The sequence below is a fragment of the Bradyrhizobium sp. Mp19 genome, from assembly GCF_029952935.1.
Classification (GTDB): domain Bacteria; phylum Pseudomonadota; class Alphaproteobacteria; order Rhizobiales; family Xanthobacteraceae; genus Bradyrhizobium; species Bradyrhizobium elkanii.
Map to the genome: position 1 here is coordinate 141,583 of NZ_JASAUT010000004.1, position 16,788 is coordinate 158,370.

Here is a 16,788-nt window from a genome sequence, read left to right on the forward strand (position 1 = left end):
TTGGTCAGCTTGTTATCATCGATGTGACGCTTGTAGCGCGCAGTAAAGCCTCAATGAATTGCACGAATTGCCTATTCAGAGCACAGCGAGTTGCTTGTTCCTGAGATCGGTCACCAGCATCAGGCCCGGCGAATGCGTGATCGCGAACGGCAGCTTCGCACTTGCGATCACCGATTGCGGCGTGACGCCACAGGCCCAGAACACCGGGATTTCGTCGTCGGCGACCGGTACCGCATCGCCGTAATCGGGCTTGGCGATATCCTTGATGCCGATCGCATGCGGATGGCCGAGATGGACCGGCGCGCCATGCACGGACGGAAAGCGCGAGGTGATCTGCACCGCGCGGATCGCATCCGCCGGCTTGAACGGGCGCATCGACACCACCATGGGTCCCGCGAACGGCCCCGACGGGCTGCAGGCGATATTGGTCCGGTACATTGGCACACGCAGATTGCGTTCAATGTGACGGATCGGCAGGCCCTCATCCAGCAGCGCCTCTTCAAACGAGTAGGAGCAGCCGAGCACGAAGGTGACGAGATCGTCGCGCCAGTATTTGGTGATGTCGGCCGGCTCGTCCGCCACCTCGCCGTCGCGCCAGACCCGGTAGCGCGGCACGTCGGTGCGGATGTCGAGGTCGAGGCCAAGCGCCGGAATGCGGGGATCGCCGACGTCGGACATGCCGATGATCGGGCACGGCTTCGGATTGAGCTGGCAGAAGCGGTGGAAGGCGCCGGCGAGCTTTTCCGGCAGGATCGCGAGATTGCCCTGGACGAAGCCGTTGGCGAGACCGGCTGTTGTGGCCGAGGCCACGCCGTCACGGCAGGCGCGGCGCGCCTCGACGCTCGCCAGCACCGGCTCCCCTTGAGATCGCTGCACTGCCGCAAAAACAGTCATGGGATTCTCCTGCCCATAATCTCGACAAGGACAAACCAACACCAAGCGTGATATAATGTCTAATCGTCCTTTCTAATCAAAATCGATAAAGCAAATTTATCGATCGGGAAAATGCTTCCAATGGCGGACTTCCGCTCGATCGAGACATTCCTTTGGGTCGTTAAACTCGGCAGCTTCCGCGGCGCCGCCCAGCGGCTCAACACCACCCAGCCGGCGATCTCCCAGCGCATTGCCCAGCTCGAGCGCGAAATGGGCGTCAAGCTGCTCAACCGCGACCACCGGGCGGCCTCGCCGACCCCGAGTGGACGGCTGATGATGATCTATGCCGAGAAGCTGATCGGCCTGCGTTCGGAGATGATGGCCGAGGTCGGCGACCGCTCGGCGATGCGCGGCGCGCTGCGGCTCGGTGTCGCGGAGACCATCGTGCACACTTGGCTGCCGCGCCTCGTCAAGAGCGTCAACGAGGTCTACCCCAACCTGTCGCTGGAGATCGAGGTCGACATCACGCCCAATCTGACCGCGCGGCTGCTGGCGCAGGAGATCGAGCTCGCCTTCGTGCTTGGGCCGGTCTCGGCGTCCGGCGCGCACAACCATGTGCTGTGCGACTACCCGATCGGTTTCCTGGCGAGCCCGGCGCTCGGCCTCGGCGACGGCCCGGTGGCGCGGCAGGACCTGGCGCGGTTTCCGATCATCACCTTTCCGCGCAAGACCCAGCCCTACGAGACCGTGCGCGCGCTGTTCAACGCCCCCGATCTGCCGCCGATCCGGCTGCACGCCTCGACCTCGCTCGCGACCGTGATCCACATGGCCAATGAAGGGCTTGGCATCGCGGTGATCCCGGCGGCGATCGTCGAGAACGAGCTTGCCGACGGGCGGCTGCAACTGCTCGACACCGACCTCAAGCTGCCGCCCCTCACCTTCACCGCGAGCTGGCTCGCCTCGCCCGATGCGGTCGCCATCGAGCGCGTCGCCAATCTCGCCAGGCAGATCGCGCAGGCGAGCGTGGCGGTTGACGGCGCGAGAGTGGCGCGTCATTGAACGATTGCCGGATAATCGAACGTCATTCCGGGATGGTCCGAAGGACCAGACCCGGAATCTCGAGATTCCGGGTTCGATGCTGACGCATCGCCCCGGAATGACGAAAATAAAAATGGACTGACGACATGAGCCGAGCCGCCACCAACCTGCAGATCGATTCCGCCCGCCTCTGGGGCACCATCCACGAAACCGCGCAGTTCGGTGCAACGCCCAAGGGCGGTGTGCGGCGGCTGACCCTGAGCGCCGAAGACAAGCAGGTGCGCGATTGGTTCCGCAAGGCGTGCGAGGACGCCGGCCTCGAGGTGCAGGTCGATGCGCTCGGATCGATGTTCGGCTTGCGGAAAGGACGGGATATGTCGAAGCCGCCGATCGGCGTCGGCTCGCATCTCGACACCCAGCCGACCGGCGGCAAATATGACGGCGTGCTCGGCACGCTGGCGGCGCTCGAAATGGTGCGCACGCTCAACGATGCCGGGATCGAGACCGAGCTGCCGATCTGCATCTGCAACTGGACCAATGAGGAAGGCTCGCGCTTTGCGCCGGCGATGATGGCCTCGGCCGCCTATGTCGGCGACTTCACCACCGACGACATCCTGTCGCGCAAGGACGCCGAGGGCGTCACGGTGGCGCAGGCGCTGGACACGATTGGTTATCGTGGCGACGCCCCGGTCGGCCGCCAGAAGTTCACCAGCTTCGTCGAGCTGCATATCGAGCAGGGCCCGATCCTGGAGGCCGAGAACAAGACCATCGGCGTGGTCGATTCCGGCCAGGGCGTGTTGTGGTACGACGGCAAGATCACCGGCTTCGAGAGCCATGCCGGCTCGACCCCGATGCCGCTGCGCCGCGATGCGCTGGCGACGCTGTCCGAGATCGTGCTGGCGATGGAGAGCATCGCGAAGAAGCACGGCCCGAAGGCAGTCGGCACCATCGGCGAGGCCGTGATCGCCGCACCCTCGCGCAACGTCATCCCCGGCGAGATCGCCTTCACGGTGGATTGCCGCAGCGCCGATGCCGCGATCATGGATGCGCTGGATCGCGACCTGCGTGCCGCTGTGAGCGAGATCGCCGCGCGACGCAAGGTCGAGGTGCAGCTTGATCTCGTCTGGCGCAAGGCGCCGACGCATTTCGATCCTAAGCTGGTCGACGCGGTCGAGAACGCGGCGAAGCAGCTCGGCTATTCGCACCGCCGCATCACGTCGGGCGCCGGCCACGACGCCTGCAACCTCAACACGGTGATGCCGGCAGCAATGGTGTTCGTGCCCTGCAAGGACGGCATCAGCCATAATGAGCTGGAAGATGCCAAGCAGACCGATTGCGCCGCCGGCGCCAATGTCCTGATGCATACGGTGCTGGCGCTCGCCGGCGTCGCGTCCTGATCTTCCTTTCTCCCCTCGATGGAGGCTTTCGTGCGCGCAGTGTTTGTCGACGCCAATGAATCGCTCGCTGTCATCACGGAGCGCCTGGAAAAGTCAGGCGATCCAAAAATGCGGATCAACCGCAACCCCGACATCAAGTCCGAGGACTATCCGGCTGTGCTCGACGGCGCCGAGATCGCGGTGGTCGATCACACCGCGCTGCCGACCGATGTTGCGAAGAAGTGCGCCGGCCTGAAGCATGTCGTGTTCCTCGGCACCGGCGCGCGCAGCTACATGAACCCGGAAGAGCTCGCCGAGCTCGGCATTTCCGTGCACCTGATCAAGGGCTATGGCGACACCGCGGTCGCGGAATCGGCGATCGCGCTGATGTGGTCGTCGGCGCGCGTGATCGCGCAGATGGACCGCGAGATGCGCGCCGGCAACTGGCTGCGCGAGGACGGCATGCAGCTCACCGGCAAAACGCTCGGCCTCGTCGGCTTTGGCGGCATCGCCGCCGAGGTCGCCCGCATCGCGCTCGGCAGCGGCATGAAGGTGATCGCCTGGAACCGGTCGCCCAAGAGCCATCCGGGCGTCGAATTCGTCGATCTCGACACCGTGCTGGCGAGCAGCGACGTGGTCTCGATCCATCTGCTGCTGAACGACGAGACCCGCGGCCTGATCACGCGCGACAAGATCGCGAAGATGAAGAAGGGCGTGGTGCTGATCAACACCGCGCGCGGCGCCATCGTCGACGAGCAGGCGATGATCGATGCGCTCAACTCGGGCCACATCCGCCACGCCGGCCTCGATGTCTACAACATCGAGCCGCTGCCGAAGGATCATGCGCTGACCAGGATCCCGAACGTGACACTGTCGGCGCACTCCGCCTTCCGCACGCCCGAGGCGAGCGAGAATTTGATCCGCGCGGCGTGGGAGCACTGCCGCAGGATCGTGAAGGGGTAATTTCACCGTCGTGCCGGCCGCGCGAAGCGCGAGCCGGGACCCATAACCACCGCTCTACTTTGTTACAAAAACTGGGGCCACAGTGAGCCCCTAACAAGACCCTGTGGTTATGGGTCCCTGCTTTCGCAGGGACGACAGTGACCGTAGGTGGCTACCCCGCCCTACGCAGACTGGGAAACGACGTCGTCCTGGACAAGCGAGCGTAGCGAGCGCGATCCAGGACCCATTACCACCGGCCTGCGTCATCGCGCAGGGCGGTGATAAGAACCAGCAATACAACAAGCACTCGGGGTAATGGGTCCTGGCTTTCGCCAGGACGACCCCGTGATTGACGGCGCGAACTAATCCACCATCTCCGCGACGGCCTTGCCGCACGCCGTGGTGTCGGCATTGCCGCCGAGATCACGCGTGCGCAGCGTGCGTTCGCCGAGCGTGCGCTCGATCGCGCCGACGATGGCGCTAGCTGCCTGCTTCTCGCCGAGATGCTCCAGCATCATCGCGCCCGACCAGATCATGCCGATCGGGTTGGCAATACCCTGCCCGGCAATGTCAGGCGCCGAGCCGTGGACCGGCTCGAACACCGAGGGGAAATCGCCTTCCGGATTGATGTTGCCCGACGGCGCGATGCCGATCGTGCCGGTGCAGGCCGGTCCGAGATCGGAAAGAATGTCCCCGAACAAATTGGAGCCGACCACGACGTCGAACCAGTCCGGATGCAGCACGAAGTTCGCGGTCAGGATGTCGATGTGGTACTTATCCCACTTCACGCCGGGATATTTCTTGGCCATCGCCTCCACGCGCTCGTCCCAATAGGGCATGGTGATGGAGATGCCGTTCGACTTGGTCGCCGAGGTCAGATGCTTCTTCGGCCGCGACTGCGCCAGATCGAATGCGAATTTCAGGATGCGGTCGACGCCGGTGCGGGTCATCACGGTCTGTTGCGTGACGAATTCGCGGTCGGTGTCGGGGAACATGCGGCCGCCGACGGACGAGTATTCGCCCTCGGTGTTCTCGCGCACCACCCAGAAATCGATGTCGCCGGGCTTGCGGTTCGCCAGCGGCGACGGCACGCCGGGCATCAGCCGCACCGGGCGCAGGTTGACGTACTGGTCGAACTCGCGGCGGAACTTTATGAGCGACCCCCACAACGAGATATGGTCAGGTATTTTCGCCGGCCAGCCGACCGCGCCGAAATAGATCGCGTCATGCTTGCCGATCTTGTCCTTCCAGTCGGCCGGCATCATCTCGCCGTGCTTCTCGTAATAGTCGTAGGAGGCGAAGTCGAAATGGTCGAACTTCACGTCGACGCCGTGCTTCTTCGCCGCCGTCTCGATGACGCGCAGGCCCTCCGGCATCACTTCCTTGCCGATGCCATCGCCGGGAATGACCGCAATCCGATACTGCTTCTTTGCGCTGCTCATCGAGAACACCCTTGTGATTTGCCCGGCCGGCAATGCCGCCTATTCTGATGGTCCTGCAATGGACCAAACTTCGCGCGAGCGCAACGCTGCAGTGCAGTGTTGACCGCGGCGCGACCCTGCCCCACCAAATTCGCCGACACCCCACTCCTCATACCAAGCGAGACATCCCATGGATCTGCATCTGCGCGGCAAGCGTGTCCTGATCACCGGCGCCTCCAAGGGCATTGGCGCGGCCGCCGCCGAAGCCTTTGCCGAGGAAGGCGCCAATTTGCTGCTCGCCGCCCGCAACGGCGAGCAATTGAAGGCACTGGCCGAGCGGCTCCGTTCGGCGCATCAGATCGACGCGGCGATCAGCGTGGTCGACCTGCGCAAATCCGAAGATCTGGCGCGATTGGCAAAGGAGGCCGCCGACATCGATATCCTGGTCAACAATGCCGGCGACATCCCGGGCGGCTCGATCGACAAGATCGACGAGGCGACCTGGCGGCATGCCTGGGAGCTCAAGGTGTTCGGCTACGTCAATCTGACGCGCGCGATCTACGCCCAGATGAAGGCGCGCGGCGGCGGCGTGATCGTCAACGACATCGGCGCGGCCGGCGAGAAGTTCGACGCCAACTACATCTGCGGCAGCGCCGGCAATGCGGCGCTGATGGCCTTCACCCGCGCGCTCGGCGGCAAGAGCCTCGCCGACAATATCCGTGTCGTCGGCATCAATCCCGGCCCTGTCGGCACCGACCGCCACGTCACGTTGCTCAAGACCCGCGCCAGGAACCAGTTCGGCGACGAGAACCGCTACAAGGAATTCCAGAAGGGCCTGCCGCTCGGCCGGCCCGCACATGCACGCGAGATCGGCGACCTGATGGCGTTTTTGGCGTCCGACCGCGCCGGCTATACGTCCGGCGTGATCTATACCGTGGATGGCGGGCTGACGTCGGGGTGGGGTTAATCCCGATCGCGCCACTTCTTTCACAGTCATCCTGAGGAGGCCGCAAAGCGGCCGTCTCGAAGGATGGGCCACGGGCTACGTCATCCTTCGAGGCTCGCTCCGCTCGCACCTCAGGATGACGGTGATAGTACGCGTCGCTCCATCCACGTCATTGCGAGCGAAGCGAAGCAATCCATCGCGCCGCAAGCGGAGAAATGGATTGCTTCGTCGCTATCGCTCCTCGCAATGACGGCGGCGAAAGCGTCACAGCCTCTCAGGATGACGTCAACTCGCCGTCCGCTCGAACAGCTGCCGGATCAGGGTCGTGATGCGGCCCTGCGGCGCCAGCATCTGGTTCATGATGGAGAAATGATCGGCCCCGGCGATCTCCTCATAGGTCACCGGCAAGCCGTAACGGGCGCGATGGCCGGCGAAATCGGCTGTCTGCTTGCGCAGCAGCGGCAATTCGGCGCTGCCGACCACCAGCGACAGCGGCTTTGCCGTGCCGCCTTCCGCCATCATCGGCGAGTTGCGCCGCGACGCCGCTTCGTCGAGCTTGAGCTTTTCGTTGAGGTACGAATGCCTGATCGGCTCGAGGTCGTAGATACCCGAGATCGCCATGCCGGCCCGGACATGGGCGTTCGACAGCGCCATCGATGTCAAATGTCCGCCGGCCGACCAGCCCGACACCACGATGCCCTCGGCAGCGGCCCCGAGCGCGGGCAACTGCCCGGCCAGAAAGTCGATGCCGGCATGGATCTCGGCGACGATGTCATCGAGCGTCGCATCCGGCGCGAGCGTATAGCCGATCAGCGCGACATTGATGCCATGGGCCATCGGCCCCTCGGCGAAGATCGTGAACACCTCCTTGGCACGGGTCTGCCAGTAGCCGCCGTGGATGAACAGCAGCGTCGGCGCGCCGTCGCGAGCTTTCAGGAAGTCGATCCGGTTGCGCTCGCGCGGGCCGTATCTGAGGTCGAGATGGCCGGCGTGCTTTTGCCGCAGTGCCGCCGAGCGCTGCTCCCATCCCGCAGCGATCTCGGCGCTGCGCTTGACGGCAACGCCGTTGTTCAGACCGAGATCGCGCTCCTGCTGGCTCATCGCGCGCCAGTCCAGCGCGGAAAACAACGCTGCCATCCCTGCCCCTTCCGTTCACGTCGCATTGCCACGACGGCAGGAAATGTTCTACAGCACAAGCAAACAGAAGGCATAGGAGCAACGGCGCATGGCTGATCATGGCTTGGTGAAGGAAACGGCGTGTACCGTCGTCGAAAAGCTGAAGGCCGGTGACGTCACGCCGCTCGATCTGCTCGACGTGCTGGAGACGCGTATCGCCGAGGTGGACGGCAAGGTGAACGCACTGCCGACGCTCTGCTTCGACCGCGCCCGCAGCCACGCCAAGGCCCTGATGCAGAAACCTGTCAGCGAGCGCGGCCTACTCGCGGGCCTTCCCGTTCCGATCAAGGATCTCACCGCCGTCTCCGGCGTGCTGACCACGCTGGGCTCGCCGATCTTCAAGGACAACGTCCCCGCGAAGTCGGACATCCTGGTCGAGCGCCTCGAACAGAACGGTGGCGTGATCTACGCCAAGTCGAACACGCCGGAATTCGGCGCCGGCGCCAACACCTTCAACGAAGTGTTCGGTCCGACCCGCAATCCCTGGGACACATCGCGCTCGGCTGCCGGCTCCTCCGGCGGCGCCGCCGCGGCCCTTGCGAGCGGCACCGCGTGGCTCGCACACGGCTCCGACATGGGCGGCAGCCTGCGCAACCCGGCGAGCTTCTGCGGCATCGTCGGCCTGCGGCCGTCGATCGGCCGCGTCGCGCACACGCCGAAGTTCGGTGTCGACCGTACCCTCGGGGTGCAGGGACCGATGGCGCGCAATGTCGAGGACCTCGCGCTGCTGCTCGACGCGATGAGCGGCGAGCATGCCGCCGATCCGCTGTCGCTGCCCGCACTGCCGATCTCATTCCTGTCGGCGGCGCGTTCGAACCAGAAGCCGAAGCGCATCGCCTATTCGCCCGATCTCGGCATCACGCCGGTCGATCCCGAGGTCAGGGCTGTGACCCGCAAGGCGGCGGAGCGGTTTGCGGAAGCCGGTGCGATCGTCGAGGAGGCGCATCCCGATCTGCGCGAAGCCCATGAATGCTTCCACGTGCTGCGCGCGTTCGATTTCGCGATCAGCAAGGCCGAATTGCTGCGCACCAAGCGCGATTTGCTGAAGCCCGAGGTGATCTGGAACATCGAGGAAGGGTTGAAGCTCACGGTCGAGAAGCTCGAACGCGCCGAGGCGCAGCGCGTCGCGATGACCGCGCGTGCGCTCGAATTCTTCGACAAGTACGACCTGCTGCTGGCGCCCGCGACCATCGTGGCGCCGTTCCCGGTCGAGAACCGCTATGTCGCCGAGTGCGACGGCAAGAAGTTCGACAATTACGTCGAATGGCTCGGCATCGTCTACGCGATTACGCTGGCCTGCTGTCCGGCGCTGTCGCTGCCCTGCGGCTTCACCGCCTCGGGCCTGCCGGTCGGCCTGCAGATGGTCGCAAAGCCGCGTGCCGAAGCGCAGCTGCTGGCCGGCGCGAAAGTGCTGGAGGACATTCTGGGCGTGCGCGGCACCACGCCGATCGATCCGCGTCCGCCGAAGTAAGGCTTTTTCCTCATGGTGAGGAGGCGCGCAGCGCCGTCTCGAACCATGAGGCCCGGTCTGTGGCCTCATCCTTCGAGACGCTTGCTGCGCAAGCTCCTCAGGATGAGGTGATGAATTTGTTGATGCGGCCCCAAGTCGCGAAGCCTACGCCCTATCCTCCGTCGCCTGCAGCGCCACCGTGAGTGCTGCCTTGGTCTGCTCGACGATTTCGTCCAGCAACTCCTCGCGGCTGATCTGCGCGGACTCGCCGGTGAGCAGGCCCTGCTCGGCGAGCATCACGATGCCGTGCAGTCCGGCCCAGATCTTCAGCGCCTGGCGCTCGCGCAAGAGCCCGACGGCCGGCGCCTCGAACGACTCGATCAGCAGCGCCAGCGTATCCATCGCCGCGGTGTGCAGCTCGCTGCCGTTGGGCGCGCAGGCCATGGTGCGCGACGCGAACATCAGCCGGTAGATGCCGTGGCGCTCGAGCCCGAAGGCGAGCGCGGCCTGGGCAAAGCGCGACAGCTTCGAGCCCTTGCCCGACTGCTCGATCGCCTCGCGCATGATCACGTTGAACTGCCGGAACGCTTCGGCGGTCACCGCCTCCAGCAGCGCCTCGCGGTCGGCGAAATGCCGGTACGGCGCCGGCTGCGAGACGCCGAGCTGCTTGGCCAGCGCCTTGATGCTGATCGCCTCGGGACCGCCGAGCTCGACCTCGCGTAACGCGGCCTGGATCAGGGCTTCGCGGAGGTCGCCATGGTGGTAGGTTTTGAACGGCTTACGAACGATTTGTCCCATTGCGGCAATGATCGCTGAATTTTCGCTTGACGCGCAAGCGCGACGATAATGTAATATACTATAACTTGGTGATCCGGTTAAGAGGCCGGCCGCCCAAGCAAGCCAAGAACTTGCATAAACTGGAATGAGGAACCGGGCGCAACCCACAATGCGCCAGAGCCGAGGGAGAGCGCTTGCATGTCCAAGCTCAGAATCCGCGTCGACCAGGACAAGTGCCAGGGTCACGCCCGCTGCAAATCACTCGCCCCCGAACTGTTCGAGCTCGACGAATACGGCAACGCCCATGAGGTCGGCGACGGGACCGTCCCGGCCGGGCTCGAGGACAAGGCTTGGCTCGCGCAGACCAATTGCCCGGAAATCGCGATCGAAGTCACCGAGGAATGACGGCCAGCCGGGGACGGCCGCGCGCCGCCCGTTGAGCCGACCAGCGTTTGATCGAACGAGAAGGAAACGAGCTGATGTCCGATTCCCCGTCCGCAAGCTATCTGCCCGAACATCCCCCGGTCTCCGACTGGGTACACGATTTCGACCATACCGATCCGGTCTGGACCGACGACCCGTTCCCGATCTGGGAGACGCTGCGCGCGGCTTCGCCCGTCGTGCATACCGAGCGCTTCCTCGGCTGCTACATGCCGACCACCTATCAGGCGGTGAAGGAGATCGCCTACGACACCGAGCACTTCTCCTCGCGCCGCGTCATCGTGCGCGACATCCGCCCCGAGATCACCGCCCGCGCGCCGCCGATCACCTCCGATCCGCCGGAGCACAAGCCCGCCAAGCAGGTGCTGCTGCCGCCGTTCACGCCGGACGCAATGAAGCGGCTGGAGCCGCGGGTGCGCGCGATCTGCAACGAGCTGATCGACGACTTCATCGCCGACGGCCACTGCGACGCCGCCGCGCGCTACACCAAGCACATCCCGGTGCGCGCCATCGCCCACATGCTGGGGATTCCCGAGAAGGACGGCGATCTCTTCATCAAATGGATCCACCAGATCCTCGAGCTCGGCATCAAGAACGAAGACGAGCTGATGAACGGCGTACGCGAGATGACCGGCTACTTCGTGGCCCATCTCGAGCAGCGCAAGCTCGAGCCGGGCGACGATCTGATCTCGCAGCTGCTGCGGGCCAAGGGTCCCGGCGGCCAGCCGCTCACCGACGAGCATGTGCTCGGCTCGCTGCGGCTGCTTTTGATCGCCGGCATCGACACCACCTGGAGCGCGATCGGCTCCTCGCTCTGGCACCTCGCCAAGACGCCGGCCGATCGCGAGCGCCTGATCGCGGAGCCGGCACTGATCCCGACCGCGATCGAGGAATTCCTGCGCGCCTATTCGCCGGTGACGATGGCGCGCGAGGTGATGAAGGAGACCACGATCTCCGGCTGCCCGGTGAAGGCGGGCAACATGGTGCTGCTGTCCTTCCCCGCGGCGAACCGCGACCCCGCCATGTTCCCCGATGCGGACAAGGTGGTGATCGACCGCAAGGAGAACCGCCACGCCGCCTTCGGCCTCGGCATCCACCGCTGCGTCGGTTCCAACCTCGCGCGGATGGAGATGCAGGTCGCGATCGAGGAATGGCTGAAGCGGATCCCGGATTTCCGGCTCGATCCGGCCGGCAAGGTGACCTGGTCGGAAGGCACGGTGCGTGGCCCGCGTCAACTGCCTGTTCTGTTCGGCAACAACGCCTAAGGAACCGGACAGCGGTTACATCACGTCACCCAATGAGGTAGCTTGCCCCGGAATCGAGCCGACGAGTCCGGGAGCAATGCTATGTCCGAACAAACCGCTCAGCCCGCGAGCGATCATCTCGACATCCACGACGTCGAGCGGCGGGTGAAGGCGATCTTCATCGGCTCGGTCGGCAATCTCGTCGAGTGGTACGATTTTTACGCCTACACGGCGTTTGCGCTGTATTTCGCGCCGGCGTTCTTCCCGCACAGCGACCCGGTGGTGCAGCAGCTCAATGCCGCCGTGCTGTTTGCCGCGACCTTCCTGATGCGCCCGCTCGGCGGCTGGCTGTTCGGCTACATCGCCGACCGCTATGGCCGTCGGCTGTCGTTGACGCTTTCGGTGGTCTGCATGTGCTTCGGCTCGCTGATCATCGCGGTGACGCCGACCTATGCCACCATCGGCATCGCGGCCCCGGCGATCCTGGCGCTCGCCCGCATCATCGAGGGCCTGAGCCTCGGCGGCGAGTACGGCGCCAGCGCCACCTATCTCAGCGAGGTCGCCGATCCCAAGCACCGCGGCTTCTACTCAAGCTTCCAGTACGTCACGCTGATCGGCGGCCAGCTCACCGCGATCATCGTGCTGCTGTTGCTGCAGAAGGTGTTTTTGACGCCGGACGAGCTGAAGGCCTGGGGCTGGCGGATTCCGTTCGTGATCGGCGCCATGCTCGCGATCGTCGCCGCGGTGATGCGGCGCAACCTGCATGAGACCGAGGCCTTCGAGGAGGCCAAGAAGGTTTCCAAGCCGACGGGCTCGATCGTCGGCCTGTTGAACTATCCGCGCGAATTGCTGCTGGTGGTCGGCCTCACCGCCGGCGGCACCGCGGCGTTCTATACCTTCACCACCTACATGCAGACATTCGTGAAGCTGTCGGTCGGTCTCACCGAGGACCAGACCACCTTCGTGATCTTCGGCTCGCTGATCTTCGCGACCATCCTGCAGCCGATCTATGGCGGGCTCTCCGACAAAATCGGCCGCAAGCCGCTGCTGATCTTCTTCGGCATCGCCGGCACGCTCGGGACGATCCCGATCCTGACCGCGCTGAAGGACACCAAGTCGCCGTTCATGGCCTTCCTTCTGATCTGCGGCGCCTGGATCTTCGTCGCCGGCTACACCTCGATCAACGCGATCGTGAAGGCCGAGCTGTTTCCGACCAATGTCCGCGCACTCGGCGTCGGCCTGCCCTATGCCATCACGGTGTCGATCTTCGGCGGCACCGCGCCGGCGGTCGCGCTTTACTTCAAGAGCATCGGGCATGAGGACTGGTTCTACTACTATCTCAGCGGCATGATTTTCCTGTCGCTGCTGATCTATTCGACGATGCGCGACACCAAGCGCGACTCCGCGATGCATCGCCACGAATGATGGCCTGACGCGATGACCGACGATAACGAACCGCCCGAGAGCAAGCTGACGCGCAGCAAGCAGCGCTGGGCACGCGAAGGCAAATTCCTCACCGGCAAGGTCACCCGCCCGGAGGAGCAGCGCCTGCCGCCGGGCCAGCATCTGACGGCGGACTGGCCGGTGCTCGATCTCGGGCTGATGCCGAACATCTCCCAGGAGCGCTGGCGGCTCGACGTCTACGGCGCGGTCGAGCAGACCATCTACTGGACCTGGCAGCAGTTCATGGCGCAGCCGCAGACGCAATTCGTCTCGGACATCCACTGCGTCACGACCTGGTCGCGCTACGACAATCAGTGGGAAGGGCTCGCCACCCGCGACCTGCTCACCGCCTGCCAGCCGCGCGAGGACGCGCGCTTCGTCGCGCTGCATTCTTATGACGGCTATACGACGAATCTGCCGCTCGAGGACTTCGCCGCCGAGGACGCGCTGCTCGCCCATAGCTGGTCGGGCAAGCCGCTGGAGCAAGAGCATGGCGGTCCGGTGCGGCTCGTGGTGCCGCACCTGTATTTCTGGAAGAGCGCGAAGTGGCTGCAGCGCATCGAATTCCTCACCGAGGATGCACCGGGCTTCTGGGAGGTCCGTGGCTATCACAATCGCGGTGATCCCTGGGCCGAACAGCGCTATTCTGGCGACTGACAAACCAACAAGATGATGGAGCCTGCCCGTGCCGCACGAACGCTTTCAATTCACCGGTGTGGGCGGCCATCAGCTGGCCGCCGCGCTTGACACGCCCGACGGGCCGATCAAGGCCTACGCGCTGTTCGCGCACTGCTTCACCTGCGGCAAGGACGTGCTGGCCGCAAAGCGCATCGCGGTTGCGCTTGCGGCGAAAGGCATCGCCACGCTGCGGTTCGACTTCACCGGCCTCGGCTCCAGCGAGGGCGAGTTCGCCAATTCGACCTTCACGTCGAACGTCGCCGATCTCGTCCGCGCCGCCGACCATTTGCGCGAAACGCGCAAGGCACCTGCGATCCTGATCGGCCACAGCCTCGGCGGCGCCGCGATCCTCGCCGCGGCGGGTCAAATCCCCGAGGCGAAGGCGGTCGCGACCATCGCCGCCCCCTCCGATCCCGTCCATGTCACGCATTTCTTCAAGGACCGGATCGAGGACATCCGCGCGCAGGGCGAAGGTGAAGTCTCGCTCGCCGGCCGCCCGTTCCGCATCAAGCGAGAATTCCTCGACGACGTCGCCGAGCAGAACCTGATGGCGCAAGTGAAGCAGCTGCACAAGGCGCTGCTGATCATGCATTCGCCGACCGACGACACCGTCGGCATCGACAACGCCACGCATATCTTCAGCGCCGCCAGGCACCCCAAGAGCTTCGTCTCGCTGGCCGGCGCGGATCATCTCCTGAGCGGCAAGCAGGATGCCGCCTATGTCGCCGACGTGATCGGCGCCTGGGCCGAACGCTACGTCGAACTCGCGCCGCAGCCGGCGGCAGATACCGGCACTGCGCCGCGCAACGTCGTGGTGCAGGAGACCCGCGCCGGCAAGTTTCAGCAGATCGTCACGGCAGGCCCGCATCGCATGCTGGCCGACGAGCCGGTCGCGGTCGGCGGCCAGGATTCCGGCCCCGGGCCGTACGACTTCGTGCTGGCCGGGTTAGGCGCCTGCACTTCGATGACGATGCGAATGTATGCCGACCGCAAGTCGCTGCCGCTCGATCGCGTCACGGTGACGCTGACGCACAGCAAGATCTATGCGAAGGATTGCGAGGAGTGCGAGACGCGCGAGGGCATGCTCGACCAGATCGACCGCGTCATCAGGATCGAGGGCGAACTCGACGCCGACCAGCGCAAGCGGCTGATGGAGATCGCCGACAAATGCCCGGTGCACAAGACGCTGACGTCGGAGGTGCGGATCGTCACCAAGGCGGCGGAGTGAGCCCGCGACGTAGCGGGATGGGCCGAGCCGTAGCAGCATGTCGGCTGCGTCCCCCCTCCCGCTTGCGGGTCGTCGCAGGGGCGCGCTGAAAAATATCGAAAACAACCCCATGCAAAGGTGCCGGCGGCCACCGGCGCTCGACAAGGCAACTTGACACGTCGGGCAACTCAGGGATATTCTTCCATTATTCCGAAATCGTGCGAGCACCCCTCTACCCACGCGCCGCGCGCTTGCCGGTCAGGCAGTTCGCCATGATCCGCACCGCGGCGCCGATCTCGTTCTCGCGCCAGGCGGCGAAGCCGAGCAACAGGCCGTGGTCGCGCGGCCGCTCCAGCGCGAGGCTCGATAGCGCGCGCACCTCGACCCCTGCGGCCACCAGCCGCGCCACGGCGTTCTGGTCCGCGGTGCCATCCTTGAAACGGGCAATCAGCTGCATGCCGCCAGGCGGGACCTCGACCGTGAGCACCTCGCCGAGCTGCCGCGCCAGCGCCGTAGCGAGGTGGTCGCGGCGCGCGCGATAGATGCGCCGCATCCGCCTGACATGGGCCAGGAAATGCCCATCGGCCATGAAGCCGGCCAGCGCCTCCTGGACATGCACGGAGGCGATCAGCCCGAGATGGCGCTGCGCGATCTCCATCGTCCGTGCCAGCTGTGGCGGCACCACCAGATAGCCGATGCGGATATCGGCCGTCATCGCCTTGGCGAAGGTGCCGAGATAGAGCACGCGTCCCTCGCGATCGAGCCCCTGCAGCGCCGGCATCGGGCGGCTGTCATAGTGAAACTCGCCGTCGTAATCGTCCTCGACGATCCAGGTCTTGCCGGGCTCGGCGGAAGCCAACAGTTCGGTGCGGCGCGCGACCGGCATCACCCGTCCGGTCGGGTGCTGATGCGACGGCGTCGCGAAGATGAGCTTCGGCGCGCGCGTCGCGCGCATCCGCATCATGCCCCATTGATCGAGCCTGACACCGAGGACGTCGGCACCGGCGGCGCGAAACGCCGCCGCGGCGCCGGGATAGCCGGGATCCTCGGTCCACACCGCATCGCCGGCGGCGATGGTGGTCGCGGCAATCAGCGTCAGCGCCGCCTGCGCCGTCGGCAGGATCAGGATCTGATCGGCCTCGGCACGCACGCCGCGGCTGATTTCGAGGTATTCGCGCAAGGCCCCGCGCAAGCTCGACCGGTTGACCACAGTCTGGTCGTTGAAGCGGCGACGCAGCGCGCTGCGGCGCAGGCTGCGCGCCCAGATCTCGTGCGGAAACTCGCGCGCATCCGCAAGCCCGGGACGGAGCGGCCGGAAATCCGCCTGGTAGGACAGCGGCCAATCGCTATCGGAGAGCTGCAAGGCCCAGGGCGACAGCAACGGTTTGCGGGCGGCCTCGCGCTTCGGCGCCAGCGCAGGTTTGGCGAAGCGCGCTTCGATATCGTCGGTCACAACCGGCCGCCGCCGCGCCGCGACCCGCAGATATCCTTCGGCCGCCAGCTGCTCATAGGCATGCGTCACCGTGTTGCGCGCCACGTCAAGCTCGGCCGCAAGGCTGCGGCTCGACGGCAGCATGGCGCCGCTCCTGATCCCGCCACTCGCCATCAGCGCGCGCAGCTGCTGGGTCAGTTGCGCGGCCAGCCCGGCAGCGTCCGATCGCTTCAGCGCGAGCAATTCGGCAAGGATCAATCTGGCTCCCTTATTCTCCAAAATCTGGCTCTTTCGAGAGAGCCAGCACGATCCTATTCACAAGCGGTATCGCCTGCAAGGATTCT

The 16,788-nt window shown here is 65.2% G+C and carries 15 protein-coding genes; 10 read left to right on the plus strand and 5 right to left on the minus strand.

All coding sequences use genetic code 11. The features are described 5' to 3' along the window. Positions 1-75 precede the first annotated feature (75 nt). Complete coding sequence (locus QJT82_RS07210) at positions 76-894, minus strand: putative hydro-lyase (RefSeq protein ID WP_028338764.1); 819 nt, start codon at positions 892-894, stop codon at positions 76-78. Positions 895-1,014: 120 nt separating this feature from the next. Here QJT82_RS07210 and QJT82_RS07215 point away from each other — a divergent pair, with 120 nt between their 5' ends. The 3 genes from QJT82_RS07215 (at position 1,015) to QJT82_RS07225 (ending at position 4,250) form a co-directional block, all read left to right on the plus strand. After that, positions 1,015-1,932 carry a LysR family transcriptional regulator gene (locus QJT82_RS07215; RefSeq protein WP_028338765.1) on the plus strand — a complete coding sequence of 306 codons (918 nt, stop codon included), beginning with the start codon at positions 1,015-1,017 and terminating at the stop codon, positions 1,930-1,932. A 125-nt stretch (positions 1,933-2,057) separates the two neighbouring features. After that, the gene (locus tag QJT82_RS07220; protein WP_028338766.1) at positions 2,058-3,308 is read left to right on the plus strand and encodes a Zn-dependent hydrolase; all 1,251 of its coding nucleotides are present in this window, start codon (positions 2,058-2,060) and stop codon (positions 3,306-3,308) included. 30 nt (positions 3,309-3,338) lie between these two features. Then, positions 3,339-4,250 (plus strand): NAD(P)-dependent oxidoreductase, encoded by a 912-nt coding sequence (locus tag QJT82_RS07225; protein WP_028338767.1) that lies wholly within the window; start codon positions 3,339-3,341, stop codon positions 4,248-4,250. Positions 4,251-4,591: 341 nt separating this feature from the next. Here the strand turns inward: QJT82_RS07225 and QJT82_RS07230 are convergent, their stop codons facing one another. After that, positions 4,592-5,671, minus strand: coding sequence for a tartrate dehydrogenase (locus QJT82_RS07230; protein WP_028338768.1), 1,080 nt, complete (start codon positions 5,669-5,671; stop codon positions 4,592-4,594). Positions 5,672-5,840: 169 nt separating this feature from the next. Between QJT82_RS07230 and QJT82_RS07235 the strand changes: the two genes are divergently transcribed. Then, positions 5,841-6,617: an SDR family oxidoreductase gene (locus QJT82_RS07235; RefSeq protein ID WP_028338769.1), complete on the plus strand. Its 777-nt coding sequence runs from the start codon at positions 5,841-5,843 to the stop codon at positions 6,615-6,617. Between the two features lie 264 nt (positions 6,618-6,881). Here the strand turns inward: QJT82_RS07235 and QJT82_RS07240 are convergent, their stop codons facing one another. Then, on the minus strand, positions 6,882-7,733 hold the full coding sequence (locus QJT82_RS07240) for an alpha/beta hydrolase (RefSeq protein ID WP_028338770.1): 852 nt from the start codon (positions 7,731-7,733) through the stop codon (positions 6,882-6,884). An 88-nt stretch (positions 7,734-7,821) separates the two neighbouring features. Between QJT82_RS07240 and QJT82_RS07245 the strand changes: the two genes are divergently transcribed. After that, entirely contained in the window at positions 7,822-9,243 is a 1,422-nt protein-coding gene (locus tag QJT82_RS07245; protein WP_028338771.1) for an amidase family protein, read from the plus strand. 144 nt (positions 9,244-9,387) lie between these two features. Here QJT82_RS07245 and QJT82_RS07250 read toward each other — a convergent pair whose 3' ends face one another. Next, positions 9,388-10,020 carry a TetR/AcrR family transcriptional regulator gene (locus QJT82_RS07250; RefSeq protein WP_028338772.1) on the minus strand — a complete coding sequence of 211 codons (633 nt, stop codon included), beginning with the start codon at positions 10,018-10,020 and terminating at the stop codon, positions 9,388-9,390. A 177-nt stretch (positions 10,021-10,197) separates the two neighbouring features. On the opposite strand from QJT82_RS07250, the gene QJT82_RS07255 reads away from it, so the two are divergent. From QJT82_RS07255 to QJT82_RS07275, 5 genes are all read left to right on the plus strand, one after another. Beyond that, positions 10,198-10,404, plus strand: coding sequence for a ferredoxin (locus QJT82_RS07255; RefSeq protein ID WP_016842874.1), 207 nt, complete (start codon positions 10,198-10,200; stop codon positions 10,402-10,404). Positions 10,405-10,478: 74 nt separating this feature from the next. After that, positions 10,479-11,705 carry a cytochrome P450 gene (locus QJT82_RS07260; protein ID WP_028338773.1) on the plus strand — a complete coding sequence of 409 codons (1,227 nt, stop codon included), beginning with the start codon at positions 10,479-10,481 and terminating at the stop codon, positions 11,703-11,705. Positions 11,706-11,786: 81 nt separating this feature from the next. Next, positions 11,787-13,109, plus strand: a complete 1,323-nt coding sequence (locus QJT82_RS07265; RefSeq protein ID WP_028338774.1) for an MFS transporter — start codon at positions 11,787-11,789, stop codon at positions 13,107-13,109. A 12-nt stretch (positions 13,110-13,121) separates the two neighbouring features. Then, positions 13,122-13,784 (plus strand): sulfite oxidase-like oxidoreductase, encoded by a 663-nt coding sequence (locus QJT82_RS07270; protein WP_028338775.1) that lies wholly within the window; start codon positions 13,122-13,124, stop codon positions 13,782-13,784. A gap of 28 nt (positions 13,785-13,812) precedes the next feature. Then, positions 13,813-15,033, plus strand: a complete 1,221-nt coding sequence (locus tag QJT82_RS07275; protein WP_028338776.1) for a bifunctional alpha/beta hydrolase/OsmC family protein — start codon at positions 13,813-13,815, stop codon at positions 15,031-15,033. Positions 15,034-15,244: 211 nt separating this feature from the next. On the opposite strand, the gene QJT82_RS07280 is transcribed toward QJT82_RS07275, so the two are convergent. Continuing rightward, positions 15,245-16,702 (minus strand): PLP-dependent aminotransferase family protein, encoded by a 1,458-nt coding sequence (locus tag QJT82_RS07280; protein WP_080686638.1) that lies wholly within the window; start codon positions 16,700-16,702, stop codon positions 15,245-15,247. Positions 16,703-16,788 lie beyond the last annotated feature (86 nt).